The 15,517-nt window shown below is 73.2% G+C and carries 17 protein-coding genes; 8 read left to right on the top strand and 9 right to left on the bottom strand.

Annotated features, from left to right (window positions below; genetic code table 11):
* Positions 1-96: 96 nt before the first annotated feature.
* Positions 97-1,632 (top strand): DEAD/DEAH box helicase, encoded by a 1,536-nt coding sequence (locus tag JOE38_RS00960; protein WP_204574461.1) that lies wholly within the window; start codon positions 97-99, stop codon positions 1,630-1,632.
* Between the two features lie 75 nt (positions 1,633-1,707).
* Here the strand turns inward: JOE38_RS00960 and JOE38_RS00955 are convergent, their stop codons facing one another.
* From JOE38_RS00955 to JOE38_RS00945, 3 genes are all read right to left on the bottom strand, one after another.
* Positions 1,708-2,010: a hypothetical protein gene (locus JOE38_RS00955; protein ID WP_204574460.1), complete on the bottom strand. Its 303-nt coding sequence runs from the start codon at positions 2,008-2,010 to the stop codon at positions 1,708-1,710.
* Complete coding sequence (locus JOE38_RS00950) at positions 2,003-2,575, bottom strand: hypothetical protein (protein WP_204574459.1); 573 nt, start codon at positions 2,573-2,575, stop codon at positions 2,003-2,005. The genes JOE38_RS00955 and JOE38_RS00950 overlap by 8 nt, the downstream gene beginning before the upstream one ends.
* A gap of 241 nt (positions 2,576-2,816) precedes the next feature.
* The gene (locus JOE38_RS00945) at positions 2,817-3,692 is read right to left on the bottom strand and encodes a PHP domain-containing protein (protein WP_204574458.1); all 876 of its coding nucleotides are present in this window, start codon (positions 3,690-3,692) and stop codon (positions 2,817-2,819) included.
* Positions 3,693-3,784: 92 nt separating this feature from the next.
* Here JOE38_RS00945 and JOE38_RS00940 point away from each other — a divergent pair, with 92 nt between their 5' ends.
* Together JOE38_RS00940 and JOE38_RS00935 are read left to right on the top strand one after the other, a co-directional pair.
* Positions 3,785-4,810, top strand: coding sequence for an endonuclease/exonuclease/phosphatase family protein (locus JOE38_RS00940; protein ID WP_204574457.1), 1,026 nt, complete (start codon positions 3,785-3,787; stop codon positions 4,808-4,810).
* A gap of 70 nt (positions 4,811-4,880) precedes the next feature.
* Entirely contained in the window at positions 4,881-6,494 is a 1,614-nt protein-coding gene (locus JOE38_RS00935) for an aminopeptidase P family protein (protein ID WP_204574456.1), read from the top strand.
* Positions 6,495-6,522: 28 nt separating this feature from the next.
* Here JOE38_RS00935 and JOE38_RS00930 read toward each other — a convergent pair whose 3' ends face one another.
* Positions 6,523-7,191 (bottom strand): general stress protein, encoded by a 669-nt coding sequence (locus tag JOE38_RS00930; protein ID WP_204574455.1) that lies wholly within the window; start codon positions 7,189-7,191, stop codon positions 6,523-6,525.
* Positions 7,192-7,249: 58 nt separating this feature from the next.
* On the opposite strand from JOE38_RS00930, the gene JOE38_RS00925 reads away from it, so the two are divergent.
* Genes JOE38_RS00925 through JOE38_RS00915 form a run of 3 tightly spaced genes read left to right on the top strand, consistent with a single transcriptional unit; the run spans position 7,250 to position 10,296 of the window.
* Complete coding sequence (locus JOE38_RS00925) at positions 7,250-8,596, top strand: magnesium transporter MgtE N-terminal domain-containing protein (protein WP_045527244.1); 1,347 nt, start codon at positions 7,250-7,252, stop codon at positions 8,594-8,596.
* Positions 8,580-9,131, top strand: a complete 552-nt coding sequence (locus JOE38_RS00920) for a DUF1003 domain-containing protein (RefSeq protein WP_204574454.1) — start codon at positions 8,580-8,582, stop codon at positions 9,129-9,131. Before JOE38_RS00925 ends, JOE38_RS00920 begins: the two co-directional genes overlap by 17 nt.
* Positions 9,121-10,296 carry an Mrp/NBP35 family ATP-binding protein gene (locus tag JOE38_RS00915; protein ID WP_204574453.1) on the top strand — a complete coding sequence of 392 codons (1,176 nt, stop codon included), beginning with the start codon at positions 9,121-9,123 and terminating at the stop codon, positions 10,294-10,296. The genes JOE38_RS00920 and JOE38_RS00915 overlap by 11 nt, the downstream gene beginning before the upstream one ends.
* A 99-nt stretch (positions 10,297-10,395) precedes the next feature.
* Here the strand turns inward: JOE38_RS00915 and JOE38_RS15895 are convergent, their stop codons facing one another.
* On the bottom strand, positions 10,396-10,518 hold the full coding sequence (locus JOE38_RS15895) for a hypothetical protein (protein ID WP_275577753.1): 123 nt from the start codon (positions 10,516-10,518) through the stop codon (positions 10,396-10,398).
* Between the two features lie 115 nt (positions 10,519-10,633).
* Between JOE38_RS15895 and JOE38_RS00910 the strand changes: the two genes are divergently transcribed.
* Positions 10,634-11,551 carry a LysR family transcriptional regulator gene (locus JOE38_RS00910; protein ID WP_204574452.1) on the top strand — a complete coding sequence of 306 codons (918 nt, stop codon included), beginning with the start codon at positions 10,634-10,636 and terminating at the stop codon, positions 11,549-11,551.
* 18 nt (positions 11,552-11,569) lie between these two features.
* Here JOE38_RS00910 and JOE38_RS00905 read toward each other — a convergent pair whose 3' ends face one another.
* Complete coding sequence (locus JOE38_RS00905) at positions 11,570-11,944, bottom strand: translocase (protein ID WP_012037868.1); 375 nt, start codon at positions 11,942-11,944, stop codon at positions 11,570-11,572.
* A gap of 149 nt (positions 11,945-12,093) precedes the next feature.
* On the opposite strand from JOE38_RS00905, the gene JOE38_RS00900 reads away from it, so the two are divergent.
* Positions 12,094-12,726 (top strand): O-methyltransferase, encoded by a 633-nt coding sequence (locus tag JOE38_RS00900; RefSeq protein WP_043587585.1) that lies wholly within the window; start codon positions 12,094-12,096, stop codon positions 12,724-12,726.
* A 111-nt stretch (positions 12,727-12,837) separates the two neighbouring features.
* Here JOE38_RS00900 and JOE38_RS00895 read toward each other — a convergent pair whose 3' ends face one another.
* The 3 genes from JOE38_RS00895 to dapE form a co-directional block, all read right to left on the bottom strand.
* Positions 12,838-13,011: a DUF3117 domain-containing protein gene (locus tag JOE38_RS00895; RefSeq protein ID WP_012037866.1), complete on the bottom strand. Its 174-nt coding sequence runs from the start codon at positions 13,009-13,011 to the stop codon at positions 12,838-12,840.
* 147 nt (positions 13,012-13,158) lie between these two features.
* Positions 13,159-14,391 carry a hypothetical protein gene (locus JOE38_RS00890; protein ID WP_204574451.1) on the bottom strand — a complete coding sequence of 411 codons (1,233 nt, stop codon included), beginning with the start codon at positions 14,389-14,391 and terminating at the stop codon, positions 13,159-13,161.
* Entirely contained in the window at positions 14,373-15,470 is a 1,098-nt protein-coding gene (dapE, locus tag JOE38_RS00885) for a succinyl-diaminopimelate desuccinylase (protein ID WP_204574450.1), read from the bottom strand. The genes JOE38_RS00890 and dapE overlap by 19 nt, the downstream gene beginning before the upstream one ends.
* Positions 15,471-15,517 lie beyond the last annotated feature (47 nt).

Genomic DNA, 15,517 nt, shown 5'->3' with positions numbered 1-15,517 from the left:
CCGCTAAACTCGCCCGTGGTCCCTCAACGGAAGGGCCCCATCGCGCCCGCAGAGAAGCAGTCCGGGCGTGGACCGCACCGCTAGACAGGGCACAACGTGACTTTCACCGAACTGAACATCGACGAGGACATGGTGCAGGCGCTCGCCGACCACGGCATCCTCGAACCCTTCCCCATCCAGGAGCAGACCATCCCCCTGGCGCTCTCCGGCCAGGACATCATCGGCCAGGCCAAGACGGGCACCGGCAAGACCTTCGGCTTCGGCCTCCCGCTCATCCAGCGGCTCGGCCTCACCCCCGAGCCCGGCGTGCAGGCGCTCGTGGTCGTGCCGACGCGCGAGCTCGCCGTCCAGGTCACCGAGGACCTCCAGATCGCGACCGCCAACCGCGCCACCACCGTCGTCTCCATCTACGGCGGCAAGGCGTACGAGGGCCAGATCGAGCAGCTCAAGGCCGGCGCGCAGATCGTCGTCGGCACCCCGGGCCGTCTCCTCGACCTCGTGGGCCAGCGCCTGCTCTCGCTCCAGGGCGTGCGCGAGATGGTGCTCGACGAGGCCGACAAGATGCTCGACCTCGGCTTCCTCTCCGACATCGAGAAGCTCTTCGCGCAGACCCCGGCCGTGCGCCACACGATGCTGTTCTCCGCCACCATGCCGGGACCGATCGTCGCGCTCGCCCGCCGCTTCATGACGAAGCCGATCCACATCCGCGCGACGGACCCCGACGAGGGCCTCATGCAGGCGAACATCCGCCACCTCGTCTACCGCGCGCACAACATGGACAAGGACGAGGTCATCGGCCGCATCCTCCAGGCCGAGGGCCGCGGCAAGACCGTGATCTTCACGCGCACCAAGCGCGCCGCCGCCCGCCTCGTCGAGGAGCTCAACGACCGCGGGTTCAACGCCGCCGCGGTGCACGGCGACCTCAACCAGGAGCAGCGCGAGCGCGCCATGGCCGCGTTCAAGGCGGGCAAGAAGGACATCCTCATCGCCACCGACGTCGCGGCGCGAGGCATCGACGTGCTCGACGTCACCCACGTCATCAACCACACCATCCCCGAGGACGACAAGGCGTACCTGCACCGCGTCGGCCGCACGGGCCGCGCGGGCAAGACCGGCATCGCGGTCACGTTCGTCGACTGGGACGACCTGCACAAGTGGGCGCTCATCAACCGCGCCCTCGAGTTCGGCCAGCCGGAGCCCACCGAGACGTACTCGTCCTCGCCGCACCTCTACACCGACCTCGACATCCCGGCCGGATCCAAGGGCCGCCTCCGCGCGACCCCCACGGTCAACCCCGACGGCACCCCGCGCGAGCGCCCGGGCAGCCGCGGCAACGACTCCGGTCGCGACGGCGGACGCGGCGGTAGCCGGGACGGCGGCGGACGCGGCGGCGACCGCTCGGGCAGCCGCTCCTCCTCGACCTCCGGCGGCGGCGACCGCGACCGCTCGCGCAGCCGCAGCACGTCGACCCCCACGGCCACCTCCCCCGCCGAGGCCACCGCCGTCATCGGCAGCGAGCAGCCGAACACCGCGGGCGGCCATGAGGCGCCGCACGCCGACGGCCAGACCCGCCCGCGCTCGCGCAACCGCCGCCGCCGCTCGGGCGGCGACCGCCCGACCGCCACGTCCTAGAGCCGCGCGCACGAAACGCTGAAGAGGGGCCGCATCCACCAGGATGCGGCCCCTCTTCGCCGGAGGGGATCGGTGCTACCTGGGGAGACGCAGCCTGACCCGGAACCGACCCTCCAGCGCCTCCTGCAGGTCGTACATGAGCTGGAGGCCTTCCACGTCGTACCAGCGGCGCCGCTCCTCCGACCCGAAGAGCCCGGTCTCCCAGTCGATGTTCGCGTTGAAGAACGCGGCCCACGCGACCAACCGGTCACGCAGCTCCGGCGAGATCAGGGTGTCCCAGTCCGGACGGGGGCCGGGCCACATGATGTCGTCGAGCGGCCACTTCTGAGCGTAATCGACCGAGAGGATGAGGTCCTTCGGCGGATGCGCCTCAACCACAGTTGTCCACCAGATGTGTCGGGAAAGAGGTGATGATCTTCTTGTTGTTCGCGGAAACGATCACCGTCGGTTTGTAAGTGTCCACGACGTTACCCTCCTCGTCCTTGATGAGAATTGGTGCGGAATAGCAGAGCTTCCCATCACCCTCGTCCTTCGGAAAACCGGGAGCCGGCGAAGTGACTATGGATCCGGTGGCGAAGACCATGAAGTCGTCCCAGTTGGCTCCACCGCCAGCCCCGTCCACCACGGTCTGCCACTGGGACTGGTGCTCCGTCCGGATGTGGACATAACCGGACCTGTCGTCCCCGCAGAACAGGTCGACGTGCCCGATGCCGGTCTCCCAGGAGGCGACGCTCACATCGCCGAAGCCCGCGTTGCACAAGCCGATTGTGCCGGGGTCCAGGAGCGATGCGTCCACTCCGCTGTTCGAAGCCTGCTGGTGAGGGGTGTAGGTGATGGTCTCCGCTTCAGCGGGGCCGGCGGACAGGGACGCGACGAGCGCGAGGCAGGATACGGATGCGCACGCCGCCAGGATGCGCCCGGCGCGGGATCGAACACTGGTCATGATCTCTTCTCCTCATCGAGATGGTGATCGGTCGCGGAACGCGACGTTCAGCTCAGGCGAGCTGACGCAGACGACATTCCCGCTGCGCGAGGGCCGAGCGCAGCATCCACAGGAGGGACGGATGCGGGTCCTGCCCCGGGGTCGCGCCGACCGACGAGATCCGCGGGCATGTGCGGCAGCGCACATCGCCGGAACTCGCGTCCTGCGGCGGTATGAGATCCGGGGGCCCCGTGCTCGACGGTCAGCCGGCGGGCACGGGCACGACGGGCGACCAGCCCGTCGCGCGCTCGATGATCCGGGCGAGCACCGCGGGCTCCGTGGTGTTCTCCGCGAGCCGGTTGGGCTTGCCGGCGCCGTGGTAGTCGCTGGATCCCGTCACCTCGAGCCCGAACCGCTCGGCCAGCTCCGTGAGGCGCACGCGGGACGCGGGCGGGTTGTCGCGGTGCCGCACCTCGAGGCCGAAGAGCCCGGCCGCGACGAGCGCGGTCATGCGCGAGTCCGACAGCACGCGCTCCGGCCCGCGGGCGCCCGGGTGCGCGAGGACGGCCAGGCCGCCCGCCGCCGTGATCAGCTCGACGCCGAGGATCGGATCCGGCGCGTAGTGCGGCCGGTAGTAGCCGCCCTGCCAGTGCAGGATGCTCTCGAACGCGGCCGTGCGCGTGGGCACGTGCCCGCGCGCGACGAGCGCGTCGGCGATGTGCGGCCGGCCGATGGTGCTGCCCGGCGTGGTCTGCGCGAGCACGTCCGCCCACGTGAGGTCGTAGTCGCGGGCGATGCGGCCGACCATCGCCTCGGCGCGGGTCATGCGCTCCGAGCGGACGCGCGCGGTCATGGCCGCGAGGTCCGCGTCCTCGGGATCGAAGAGGTAGGCGAGGACGTGCACGCTCGCGTACTCGAGCTGCGTGCTCATCTCCATGCCCGGGACGAGCTCGATGCCGTGCGCGAGGGCCGCGGCGGAGGCGTCCGCCCAGCCGGCGGTCGAGTCGTGGTCGGTGAGGGCGACGGCCGACAGGCCCTGCGCGGCGGCCTGCGCGACGAGCTCCGCGGGCGTCTCGGTGCCGTCCGACACGGAGCTGTGCGTGTGCAGGTCGATGGGACCCCGCTGCTCCTCCGGCATCCCGCCATCCTACGCGGCGGCCCTGCGCGCCCCGGCCCGTCGGCGCCCGCGGCGGCGCTCTCCCAGAGAGCCGCCATAGTGTGGTGGTCGTCATGGGTCGGGTCGTCGGAGCAGCAGTCATCCTCATCACGGCCGCCGGGTTCCTCGTCGTCACCTGGCCGCAGCTGCTGGGGCTCGAGCAGACCTACCTGGTCGCGCACGCCGTCGCCATCCGCGGGGGCCTCGTCGCCGCGGCGGCCGCCGTGCTCGTGCTGACCCTCGTCCTCTGCCTCGCGATCCGCCCCGGCCGTCGGCTGCTCGGCAGCATCGCCGTGCTGCTCGTGCTCTTCATCGGCGCCAACTCCGCGGTGCTCGCCACGCGCGGCCTCGGCGACACGGCCTTCCAGGAGGCGCAGGACGACGACGTCACCGTGCTCTCGTGGAACACGCTCGGCGGCGCGACGGGAGCCCGCGCGGTCGCCGACCTGGCCATCGAGTCCGGCGCCGACGTCATCACGCTCCCCGAGACCCGCGAGGAGACCGGCGCGGAGATCGCCGTCCTCATGCGCGACGCCGGACGGCCGATGTGGGTCCGCACCGCGGCCTTCGACGACGTGGCGGCTGCCCGCTCCACCACCATCCTCATCAGCGCGGCCTACGGCGACTACCGGATGGACGAGTCGCGCGGCACCACGAGCGTGCTCCCCACGGTCATCATGGAGCCGGTCGACGGGAAGGGCCCCGTCATCATGGCGGTGCACCCCGTCTCCCCCATCCCCGAGCAGATGGACAACTGGCGCGCCGACCTCGCCTGGCTTGGGAAGCGCTGCGACGAGGGCAACGTGATCATCGCGGGCGACTTCAACGCGACGCTCGACCACATGAGCCGGTACGGCGGCACGCCCACCGAGCGCGACCAGGTCACCGACCTCGGGAAGTGCGTCGACGCGGCGCGCGCCTCGGGGAACGGCGCGGTCGGCACCTGGCCCACGGGGATCCCCGCGCTGCTCGGCACCCCGATCGACCACATCATGGCCACGCCCGGCTGGGCGGTCACGGGCTTCCGCGTCGTCGAGGACCGCGACGGCGCCGGGAGCGACCACCGGCCGGTCATCGCGCAGCTGACGCCCCTCCGCTGACCCGGCCCGCCGCAGCGCCCGCCCTGCGTCCGCCCTGCGTCCGCCCGCGCGCAGGTGGGATGATCGTCGGATGGCCGAGAACATCGACACCGCGTCCGAGACCGCCCCCGCCGAGATCGCCGCCGATCCGGCCGCGCCCCTGGCGACGACCGAGACCGCGGCGCCCGCGACCTCCGCTCCCGGATCCGGCGACGCCCCCGTCCCCCGCGCCACCTCCAACCGCAGCACCACGCCCGCGAGCACCGCGTTCAGCGACTTCGTGTCCACGAACTGGGCCGATCGCGAGGAGGTCGACCCGCCGGCCCGCGAGCAGGCGCCCTTCGCCGCCGACCGCCGCCGCCGCCTCTCCGCCCTCCACGTCGGCGCGCGCCTCGTGATCCCCGCCGGTCGCCTCAAGCAGCGCAGCAACGACACCGACTTCCCGTTCCGCGCCCACTCGGCGTTCGCGCACCTGACCGGCTGGGGCGCCGACAGCGAGCCCGGCGCCGTGCTCGTCCTCGAGCCCGTTGCCGAGGGATCCGCCGCCGACGGATCCGCGCACGAGGCCACCCTCCACTTCCGCGAGCGCGCCGGCCGCGACAGCGACGAGTTCTACGCCAACGCCGAGATCGGCGAGTTCTGGATCGGCCCGCGCCCCTCGCTCCGCCAGGTCGCGGCCGACCTGGGGATCGCCACCGCGCCCCTCGCCGACGTCGACGCCGCCATTGCCGCCGGGGGCACCGTGCGCGTGATCCGCGAGGCCGACCCCGCCATCGCCGCGCGCGTGGACGAGGCCCGCGCCGCCGCCGACGCCGACGCGGACGACCAGGACCCCGCCGACGGCGACGCCCGCCTCGCCCGCGACGCCTCCGAGCTCCGCCTCGTCAAGGACGCCTACGAGATCCGCCAGATGCGCGAGGCGGTCGACACCACCGGCCGCGGGTTCTCCGACGTGATCGCCGACATGCCCGCCGTCGTCGCGCACGCGCGCGGCGAGCGCGTCGTCGAGGGCGTCTTCAACGCGCGCGCCCGGGCCGACGGCAACGCGGTCGGCTACGACACGATCGCGGCGTCCGGCCCGCACGCCTGCATCCTGCACTGGACCCGCAACGACGGCCGCGTGCTCCCGGGCGACCTGATCCTCATCGACGCCGGCGTCGAGCTCGACAGCTACTACACGGCGGACATCACCCGCACGCTCCCCGTGTCGGGCACCTTCACCGACGTGCAGCGCGAGGTCTACGAGGCCGTGCGCGAGGCGGCCGACGCCGCGCTGGCGATCGTGCGCCCCGGGATCCTCTTCCGCGAGGTCCACGCCGCGGCGATGCGGGTCATCGCGCGCAGGACCGCCGACTGGGGCATGCTCCCCGTCACCGCGGAGGAGGCGCTCGAGGCCGACAACCAGCACCACCGCCGCTACATGGTCCACGGCACGAGCCACCACCTCGGGCTCGACGTGCACGACTGCGCGCAGGCCCGCCGCGACATGTACATCGACGGGATCGTCGAGGCCGGCATGGTCTTCACGATCGAGCCGGGCCTGTACTTCCAGCCCGACGACCTCACGGTGCCGGAGCGCTTCCGCGGCATCGGCGTGCGCATCGAGGACGACATCCTCGTGACGCGCGACGGCGCCGAGAACCTGTCCGCGGGGATCCCCCGCACGGCCGACGAGGTCGAGGCGTGGATGGCCGGACGCGCGTAGCCGTCGGGACGGGCGCGGCGCGCGGGGATCAGGCCCCCGCCGTGCCCTGGTCGCCCACGGGACGGTCGGTCGACGTCGGCGGCGCGGTCGGCTCGGGGGCGTCGGATCCACCCGGCTCGGGCAGGCGCTCCCCGTAGGGGCCCACGGGCTTCGCGGCGGGCGCGGTGGCGGGCGGCGTCGACACCACCGGCTCGCCGTACACCGACGTGCCGACTCCCCCGATCCCGAGCACGTTCCGCGCGCGGTGCAGGGAGTCGGGCTCGACGACCACGGAGTAGCTCGTGGCCGTGACCTGCATCACCGAGGTGAAGTCCCGGCGGCGGCGCGTGATGCTGTAGCTGACGATCCCGTAGATGGCGCCGAAGCCGACGCCGATGATGACGGCGCCGACGACGAACGAGAAGTTCGGCACGGGCGAGAAGAGGAAGGTCACGAGCCCGAGGAACAGGCCGAGCCACGCGCCGCTCGCCGCTCCCGCGACCGCGGCCCGGGCGGAGGTGAGCTTGCCCGTGACCCGCTCGACGCTCGTCAGCTCGTTGCCCACGATGCTCACCTGCGTGACCGGGAAGTCCGCCTCGGCGAGCGTGACGACGGCCTTCTGGGCCTCGTCGTACGTCTCGTAGGTCGCGACGGGCTCCCCCTTCGGCAGCTTCGGCATGCGGGCACGGGAGGAGCGTCCGAGGAGGGGGTTGGTCACCTCGTCAGTCTTCCACGGGGTGCCGGGCGGGCGCTGGGCGAGCGACTAGATTGACTCTGTGAGCGCCTCCCGAGTCTTCGTCGCCCGGCTCGCCGGGTGCAGCGTGTTCGACCCCGCAGGAGACCGCGTCGGGCGCGTCCGCGACGTGCTCGTCGTCTACCGCAAGGACGATCCGCCGCGCGTCGTCGGCCTCATCGTCGAGATCCCCGGCAAGCGCCGCGTGTTCCTCTCCATCGGCCGCGTCACGAGCATCGGCTCCGGGCAGATCATCACGACCGGCCTCATCAACCTGCGCCGGTTCGAGCAGCGCGGGGGTGAGGTGCGCGTCATCGCGGAGATCCTCGGGCGCCGCGTGAGCATGCGCGACGGATCCGGCACCGCCGTCATCGAGGACGTCGCGATCGAGGAGTCCGGCCAGGCCGAGTGGGAGGTCTCGCAGCTCTTCTGCCGCCGCCCGCGCACGAGCCCCTCCCCCTTCGCCAAGGGCGCCACCATCTTCGCCACGTGGGAGGAGGTCGCCGAGCTCCAGGACGACGGCGTCGCCCAGTCCGCCTCGCAGTTCCTCGCCGCCTACTCCGACCTGCTGCCCGCCGACCTCGCCAACACCCTCCTCGACCTGCCCCAGGCGCGTCGCCTCGAGGTCGCCGAGGAGCTGCCGGACGCCCGCCTCGCCGACGTCCTCGAGGAGATGCCGGAGGCCGAGCAGGTCGAGATCATGGCCACGCTCGACGACGACCGCGCGGCCGACGTGCTCGACCAGATGCAGCCGGACGACGCGGCCGACCTCATCGCGCAGCTGTCGGACGAGCGCGGCGAGACCCTCCTCGAGCTGATGCAGCCGGAGGAGGCCGACGACGTCCGCATGCTCCTCAGCTACGCGCCCGACACCGCGGGCGGCCTCATGACCACGGATCCCGTCATCGTCTCGGGCGACGCCACCGTCGCCGAGGGCCTCGCCCTCATCCGCCGCCACGAGCTCGCGCCCACGCTGGGCGCCGCGGTCTGCGTCACGCTGCCGCCGTACGAGCCGCCGACGGGCCGCTTCCTGGGCATGGTGCACTTCCAGCGGATGCTGCGCTACCCGCCGCACGAGCGCCTCGGCACGCTGCTCGACCAGGGCCTGGAACCGGTGCGCGCGGACACGAGCGCGGCCGAGGTGTCGCGCATCATGGCGAGCTACAACCTCGTCTCCGTGCCCGTGGTGGACGAGAACCACCGCCTGGTCGGCGTGGTCACCATCGACGACGTGCTCGACCACCTCCTGCCGGACGACTGGCGCAGCGCCGACGCGGAACGCGAGACGCGCAAGCGCGCGACCGCCCGCTTCCACGGCACGGCCACGGCCGCCATCCCCACCGCAGGACCCGTACGAGGACGGAGGATCCCCCGTGGCACGGCAGAGTAACCGCGACGTCCGACTGGACGCCCCCAAGGGCCTCCGCACGACCGTCCTCCCGATGCGCAACCGCGCGAGCCGCGACCGCTTCGGCCGCTTCACCGAGTCCATCGCCCGCGGCATGGGGACGCCGTGGTTCCTCGTGGGCCTCACGGCCTTCTGCGTCGCGTGGATCGGCTACAACACCTACGGGCCGGAGTCCGCGCGCTTCGACTCCGCGGCGCTCGGCTTCACCGCGCTCACCCTGATCCTGTCGCTGCAGGCCTCGTACGCGGCGCCGCTCATCCTGCTGGCGCAGAACCGCCAGGACGACCGCGACCGCGTGCAGATCGAGCAGGACCGCCAGCGCGCCGAGCGCAACGTCGCCGACGTCGAGTACCTCGCCCGCGAGGTCGTGTCGCTCCGCCTGCAGATGAAGGACGTGGCCTCGAAGGACTTCATCCGCGCCGAGCTCCGCCAGCTCCTCGAGGAGCTCGACCGCCGCGACGATCCCGAGGCGGACGACGTGGAGGGCGCGGGCAGCCGACGCACGCATGGCCGCTGAGGCCCCCGGCGCGGAGGCGCTGACGACCGAGGCGATCCGGCGGGCGCTGGCCCGCGTGGTGGATCCCGAGATCCGCCGCCCCATCACCGAGCTCGACATGGTCTCCGACGTGCGGATCCAGGACGGCGGCGTGGCCCACGTGGACATCGCGTTGACGATCGTCGGCTGCCCGGCCGCGACGTCGATCGAGCGCGACGTGCGCGAGACCGTCGAGGCCGTCCCCGGCGTCGCGCGGCTCGAGCTCACGGTCGGCGTGATGAGCCCCGAGCGGCGCCGCGCGCTCACCGAGCGGCTGCGGGGTCCCGCCGCCCAGCGGGGGATCCCCTTCGGCCCGGACAGCCTCACGCGCGTCTACGCCGTCACGAGCGGCAAGGGCGGCGTCGGCAAGTCCACGCTCACGGCCAACCTCGCGGTCGCGCTCGCGGCGAAGGGCCTCGCGGTGGGTCTCGTCGACGCGGACGTGCACGGCTTCTCCATCCCGGGGATCCTCGGCCTGGTGGGCGCCGACGGCCGCACCGCGCAGCCCACGCGCGTCGGCGACATGATCCTGCCGCCCGTCGCGCACGGCGTGAAGGTCATCTCCATCGGCATGTTCCTCGACCCCGACGCCACCGGCGGCACCGCCGTCTCCTGGCGCGGGCCCATGCTGCACCGCACCATCCAGCAGTTCCTCACCGACGTCTTCTTCGGCGACCTCGACGTGCTGCTGCTCGACCTGCCGCCCGGCACGGGCGACGTCGCGATCACGGTGGGCCAGCTCCTCCCCAACGCGGAGGTGCTCGTCGTCACGACGCCGCAGCCCGCCGCGGCCGACGTGGCCGAGCGCAGCGGCCTGGTCGCGCGGCAGACGGGCCAGCGCGTCGCCGGCGTGGTCGAGAACATGGCGGGGTTCGTCCAGCCCGACGGATCCGTGCTGGAGCTCTTCGGCGCGGGCGGCGGCGCGGAGGTCGCGCGCCGGCTGTCCGCGGGGCAGGACGAGGCCGTGCCGCTCCTCGCGAGCGTGCCGCTCAGCATGTCGCTCCGCGAGGGCGGCGACGCCGGTGCGCCGCTGGTGCTGGCGGAGCCCACGGATCCCGCCGCGGTGCAGATCCTCCGCGTCGCGGACCACCTGGCCTCGCGCGGCCGGGGTCTCGCGGGCCGGCGGCTGGGGCTGTCCGTCTCCTAGGCGCCGGGCCCGCGTCGACTCCGTCGACGACCCCGTGATGCACGAGGAGGACGGCAGCCCGCGGGCTGCCGTCCTCCTCGTCCGTGGTGCGCGTGCTGCCTAGACGTGGCTGCGGTGCGTGCGCGTCGGCATGGCGCGGTAGCCGTCGCGCGCCGTGACGACGACGGTGCCGGCGACGGCGGAGACGGAGAGGGCGGCGATGGCGATGAGGAAGACGGTCATGGTGGTGCTCCTGCGGGAAGGCGGATGGCGGCGCATTCCGCCGCACCTCCATGGGACCACCGCAGAACGTTCAGGACAAGCGCATAGTCCTTGCCTGGCTGTGTAGCCTGCCTACATGGACATCCGCCGCCTCGAGCTCCTCCGCGAGCTCGCCGACCGCGGCAGCGTGGGCGCCGTCGCCCGCGCCGCCGGCCGCACACCGTCCGCGGTCTCGCAGCAGCTCAAGGTGCTCGAGCGCGAAGCCGGCGTGCCGCTCACCGAGCGCTCGGGCCGGGGCGTGATCCTCACCGACGCGGGCCGCGCGCTCGCCCGCACGGCGACCGACATCGCCGTCGCCGTGGCCCGCGCCGAGGCGCTGTGGGAGGACTTCCGGCATCAGCCCTCCGGCGAGGTCACGCTGGCCACGTTCCCCACCGCGGCGCAGATGCTGCTGCCCGGCCTCCTCGACCGCGTCGCCGGGATCCCCGACCTCACGCTGCGCGCGAGCGACCGGGATCCGACCTCCGCCGCCTTCGCGGACCTGACGGCCGACTTCGACGTCGTCATCGCCCACTCGCTCGCCGGCGCGGGCACCTGGCGCGGGCTCGGCCTCGTGATCGTGCCGCTCATGGTGGAGCCGCTCGACGTCGCCATGCCCGCGGACCACCGCCTCGCCGGCCGGGCCTCGGTGAGCCCCGCGGACCTCAGCGGCGAACCCTGGATCGGGGTGCCGCAGGGGCTGCCCTTCGACCGGATCCTCCTCGACATCGAGCAGGCCGTGGGCGCGCCGGCGCGCGTGGTGCAGCGGTTCAGCGACACGCGCATCACGGAGTCGCTCGTGGCCTCCGGGCACGGGATCGCGCTCTTGCCCCGGTACACCGCCGGCGAGCACGACGGCGTCGTGGTCAAGCGGCTGTCGGGCGTCGCGTCGAAGCGGCACCTGCACGTGCTGCTGCGGCCCGATCGCGCCGAGCGTCCGTCGGTGCGGGCCGTGGTGGACGCGCTCCGCGAGGAGGCGAGGGCCGTGGACGCGCGCTTCAGCGGGAACGGCTAGACGGTCAGGCGACGTGGGTCAGGTGGCCTCGGCGTCGAAGGGGGCGGGCTGCGCCGACGCGGCGGCCGCCTCGCGCTCCAGCCGCTGCCTCCGGGCGATGGTGGTCTCGACCGGCACGCGCGGCTTCGTGACCACGGGCTCGTCCTCGAACAGCGCCTCCTTGATGATGCGGCGCGGGTCGTACTGGCGCGGGTCGAGCTTCTTCCAGTCGACCTCGTCGAACTCCGGCCCCAGCTCGTCGCGCATGCGCTCCCGGGCGCCGGTGGCCATGCGCCGCGCGGCCTTCACCAGGTCCGCGAGCTTCTGGGTGTAGACCGGCAGCCGCTCGGGGCCGAGCAGGAACACGGCGATGATGCCGATGAGCATCAGCTTCTCGAACGTCAGGCCGAACATGATCACAGGCTAGCCGGTCGAGGTGCGATCTCCGCCCGACCGCAGGGTCCGGTCAGCAGAGGGGCCGCATCGGATCCGCACCGGACACCGCCCGGTCAGACGGGTGCCGCCGGGCCGATACCCTGGGGACCCGGAAGAGGAGGTGCCGCGTGTCCGACCAGGAGACCGGGTGGAAGTTCGCCGAGGACGTCGTCGTGGAGGACGAGCACATCGCCCTGGCGCGCCAGCACTCCCGCGAGCTCGGCATCGAGGCCGTCTCCCCCGCCGTCGGCGCGCAGCTCTCGCTCCTCGCCGCGGCCACGCGCGCGACCAGCGTCATCGAGATCGGCACGGGCGCCGGCGTCTCGGGCCTCTGCATCTTCCGGGGAGCGCCGCGCGCGGTGCTCACCAGCATCGACGTGGAGTTCGACCACCAGCAGGCCGCCCGCGAGATCCTCGCCGACGCCGAGGTGCCCGCCAACCGCGTGCGCCTCATCACGGGCCGCGCGCTCGACGTGCTGCCGCGCATGAGCGACGCGAGCTACGACCTCGTGCTCGTGGACGCGGATCCCGCCCAGGTCATCGAGTACGTGGAGCACGGGCTGCGCCTGGCCCGCACGGGCGGACTGGTGCTCGTGCCGCACGCCCTCTGGCGCGGCCGCGTGCAGAACCCGGCGGCGCGCGACGCGCAGACGGCCGCGTTCCGCACGCTGGTGCAGGAGACCGCGGGCTCCGGCGCGGTCGTCGCGTCGCTCTCGCCCGCCGGGGACGGCCTGCTGCAGATCGCCAAGACCGGGCGCTGATCGACGCCGTCCGGCTGTCGTCACGCGAGCCGGTGACGCCGGACCCCGGGTAGACAGCACCGCCCGCCCCGTCGTCGACGGGGCGGGCGGTGTCGCGTGGTGCGGTCTCGACTAGCTCGCGCTGGTCACCGCGGCGAGGGCGTCGTGAAGCTCCTTCGCTTCGGCGTCGTTGACGGAGACGACGAGTCGTCCGCCTCCCTCCAAGGGCACGCGCACGATGATGAGCCTGCCCTCCTTCACGGCCTCCATCGGTCCGTCGCCGGTCCTGGGCTTCATGGCTGCCATTCGGCTCCCCTTTCGTGGATGTGCATCCATTATCCCGCATGGACACGCCCCCCGATGAACGCGCGGCTCCGTGCTACGGCCGACGCGCCCCCATCCGGCGGTGGAGGGGGCGCGGCGGGCACGTCGCCGGGCGTCGCGGGGACCGGGTCACGGCGGCGTCCAGTCGCCCGCCGTCGCCCGCCAGAAGACGTCGATCCAGATCCACTGGCCCACGATCATGGCGGCCACGATGGCGACGCGGTAGGCGCGCGACCGCGGCACGGCGAGCGCTCCGGCCAGCGGGATCATGGGCAGCAGGAGGCGGAAGACGCTCGACTGCGGGAAGAACACGGCGAAGAGGTAGAGGCCGTAGGACGCGATCCAGATGCGGAGATCCGGGCCGAGCGCGCGCACGGAGGGGCGCAGGAGGATGAGGACGAACGCCGCCACGGCGAGGAGGACGGCGATCACGCCGGCGATCCCGCCGATCCAGAAGTCGCCGGCGTCGAACCACGCCTCGAAGGGCACGAGGTGCCGGTAGCCGACGTACGCGGCACGCCAGGAGAGCTCCGTGTCGGTGTATGCGGAGAACGAGCCCGTGCGGATCCACGCGATCACCGGCCATGCCGCCCCGGCGGCCACGGCGGCGGTCGTCGCGAGGACGAGCCGGGCGCGCTCGGCGGTCGGGAACGGGTCACGGCGCGCTGTCGCGATGCGGTGCGCGCCGTGCAGGACCAGCGCCAGCGCGAAGGCGAGGCCGAGGGGGCGGGTGAACGCCATGACCACCACGACGGGCGCGAGCAGCACGTAGCGCCGCTCGACCAGGAGCAGCAGGGCCGTGAGCAGCAGGAGCGTCTGCAGGCTCTCCGCGTACGCGATCTGGAAGAGCGGCGAGACCGGGGCCACGCAGACGATGACCACCGCGGTGAGGGTGGACGAGGGCGAGAGGAAGCGCGACAGCAGGCGGTGCAGCACGAGCACGGCGCCGCCGCCGGCGAGCACCGAGACGGCGACGGCGGTCACGTCGAACGGCGCGCCCGTGGCGTCCTGGATGGCGCGCACGATCGCGGGGTACACGGGCAGGAACGCCCACGGGTTCGATTGCACGTGGCCCGCGGCGTCCACGGGGAGCACGGTCGGGTAGCCGAAGGTCGCGATGTCGCGGTACCACCCGGCGTCCCAGAACGTCGCGAACTGCAGGTAGGACGGCGACGCGGGGGCCCACGGGGTGCGGATCTGGCTCCGCGCCGACACGAGCATCAGCACGGTGGTGAGGACGCGGCTGAGGGCGTAGACGCCCAGGACCGCCGCCCACCAGGGCAGGCGGCCGGCGGGTCGCTCGTCCGGCAGGTCGAGCCGCGCCGGGCGCCCGACCGGCCGGGTCAGCGCGCCGTCAGCCACGCCCGGAGGCCGCGCTCGCACGACGTGATCTGGGCCACGTCGACGCGCTCGTCGTCGTGGTGGGCGAGGAGGGGATCCCCGGGGCCGTAGTTCACGGCGGGGACGCCCAGCGCGCTGAAGCGGGCGACGTCGGTCCAGCCGTATTTGGGGCGCGCCTCCCCGCCGACGGCCGCGAGGAAGGGCTGCGCGATCTCGGCGTCGAGGCCCGGGCGGGCTCCCTCCGCGAGGTCGACGACCGTGACCTCGAAGCCCGGGAACAGGCTCGTGACGTGCTCCACGGCCTCGGCACCGGATCGGCTGGGGGCGAAGCGGTAGTTCACGTGCACCATGGCCTCGTCGGGGATGACGTTGCCCGCGATGCCGCCGGACACGCCGACGGCGTTGAGGCCCTCGCGGTACACGAGGCCGTCGACCTCGACCTCGCGCGCCTCGTACGCGGCCAGGGTGTCGAGCACGGGGGCGATGCGGTGGATGGCGTTCTCGCCCACCCAGGAGCGGGCCGAGTGTGAGCGCTTCCCGAACGCGCGGACCTCGACGCGCAGGTTGCCGTTGCAGCCGCCCTCGATCTCCGCGCGGGTCGGCTCGCCGAGGATCGCGAAGTCGCCCTCGAGGAGCTCCGGCCGGGTGCGGGCGAGGCGGCCGAGTCCGTTGAGGCTGTCGGAGACCTCCTCGTGGTCGTACCAGATCCAGGTGATGTCGTAGGCGGGATCCGCGAGCTCGGCGGCCAGCACGAGCTGCACGGCGACGCCCGCCTTCATGTCGACCGTGCCGCGTCCCCAGAGGTACTCGACGCCGTCCTCGTGCTCGGTGCGCGTGGGCAGGTTGCGGTTGAGCGGCACCGTGTCGATGTGGCCGGCGATGACGACGCGACGGTCGCGGCCGAGGTGCGTTCGGGCGACGACCGCGTCGCCGTCGCGCTCCAGCTGGAGGTGCGCGCAGTCGGCGAGCGCCCGCTCGATGGCGTCCGCGAGCGTCGCCTCGTCGCCCGACACGGACTCGATGTCGCAGATGGCGCGGGTGACCTCCACGCTCCCCGCGGTGAGGTCGAGCTCGGGCACGGGAGGCGCGTCGGTCGGCATGCGGATCATCCTAGGTCGGTGCCGAGACGTGGTCCTGGGGAGGACCC

The sequence above is a fragment of the Clavibacter michiganensis genome (genome assembly GCF_016907085.1).
GTDB classification, from domain to species: Bacteria; Actinomycetota; Actinomycetes; order Actinomycetales; family Microbacteriaceae; genus Clavibacter; species Clavibacter michiganensis_O.
The sequence above is the reverse complement of the archived record's forward strand: the minus strand, read 5'-3'. Positions and strand labels throughout refer to the sequence as shown.

Coding starts and splice junctions, on each gene's coding strand:
- JOE38_RS00935 (WP_204574456.1), top strand. CDS start 4,881: ATGGCCGAGAACATCGACACCGCGTCCGAGACCGCCCCCGCCGAGATC.
- JOE38_RS15895 (WP_275577753.1), bottom strand. CDS start 10,518: ATGACCGTCTTCCTCATCGCCATCGCCGCCCTCTCCGTCTCCGCCGTC.
- JOE38_RS00940 (WP_204574457.1), top strand. CDS start 3,785: ATGGGTCGGGTCGTCGGAGCAGCAGTCATCCTCATCACGGCCGCCGGG.
- JOE38_RS00895 (WP_012037866.1), bottom strand. CDS start 13,011: ATGGCAGCCATGAAGCCCAGGACCGGCGACGGACCGATGGAGGCCGTG.
- JOE38_RS00950 (WP_204574459.1), bottom strand. CDS start 2,575: ATGACCAGTGTTCGATCCCGCGCCGGGCGCATCCTGGCGGCGTGCGCA.
- dapE (WP_204574450.1), bottom strand. CDS start 15,470: ATGCCGACCGACGCGCCTCCCGTGCCCGAGCTCGACCTCACCGCGGGG.
- JOE38_RS00915 (WP_204574453.1), top strand. CDS start 9,121: ATGGCCGCTGAGGCCCCCGGCGCGGAGGCGCTGACGACCGAGGCGATC.
- JOE38_RS00910 (WP_204574452.1), top strand. CDS start 10,634: ATGGACATCCGCCGCCTCGAGCTCCTCCGCGAGCTCGCCGACCGCGGC.
- JOE38_RS00905 (WP_012037868.1), bottom strand. CDS start 11,944: ATGTTCGGCCTGACGTTCGAGAAGCTGATGCTCATCGGCATCATCGCC.
- JOE38_RS00945 (WP_204574458.1), bottom strand. CDS start 3,692: ATGCCGGAGGAGCAGCGGGGTCCCATCGACCTGCACACGCACAGCTCC.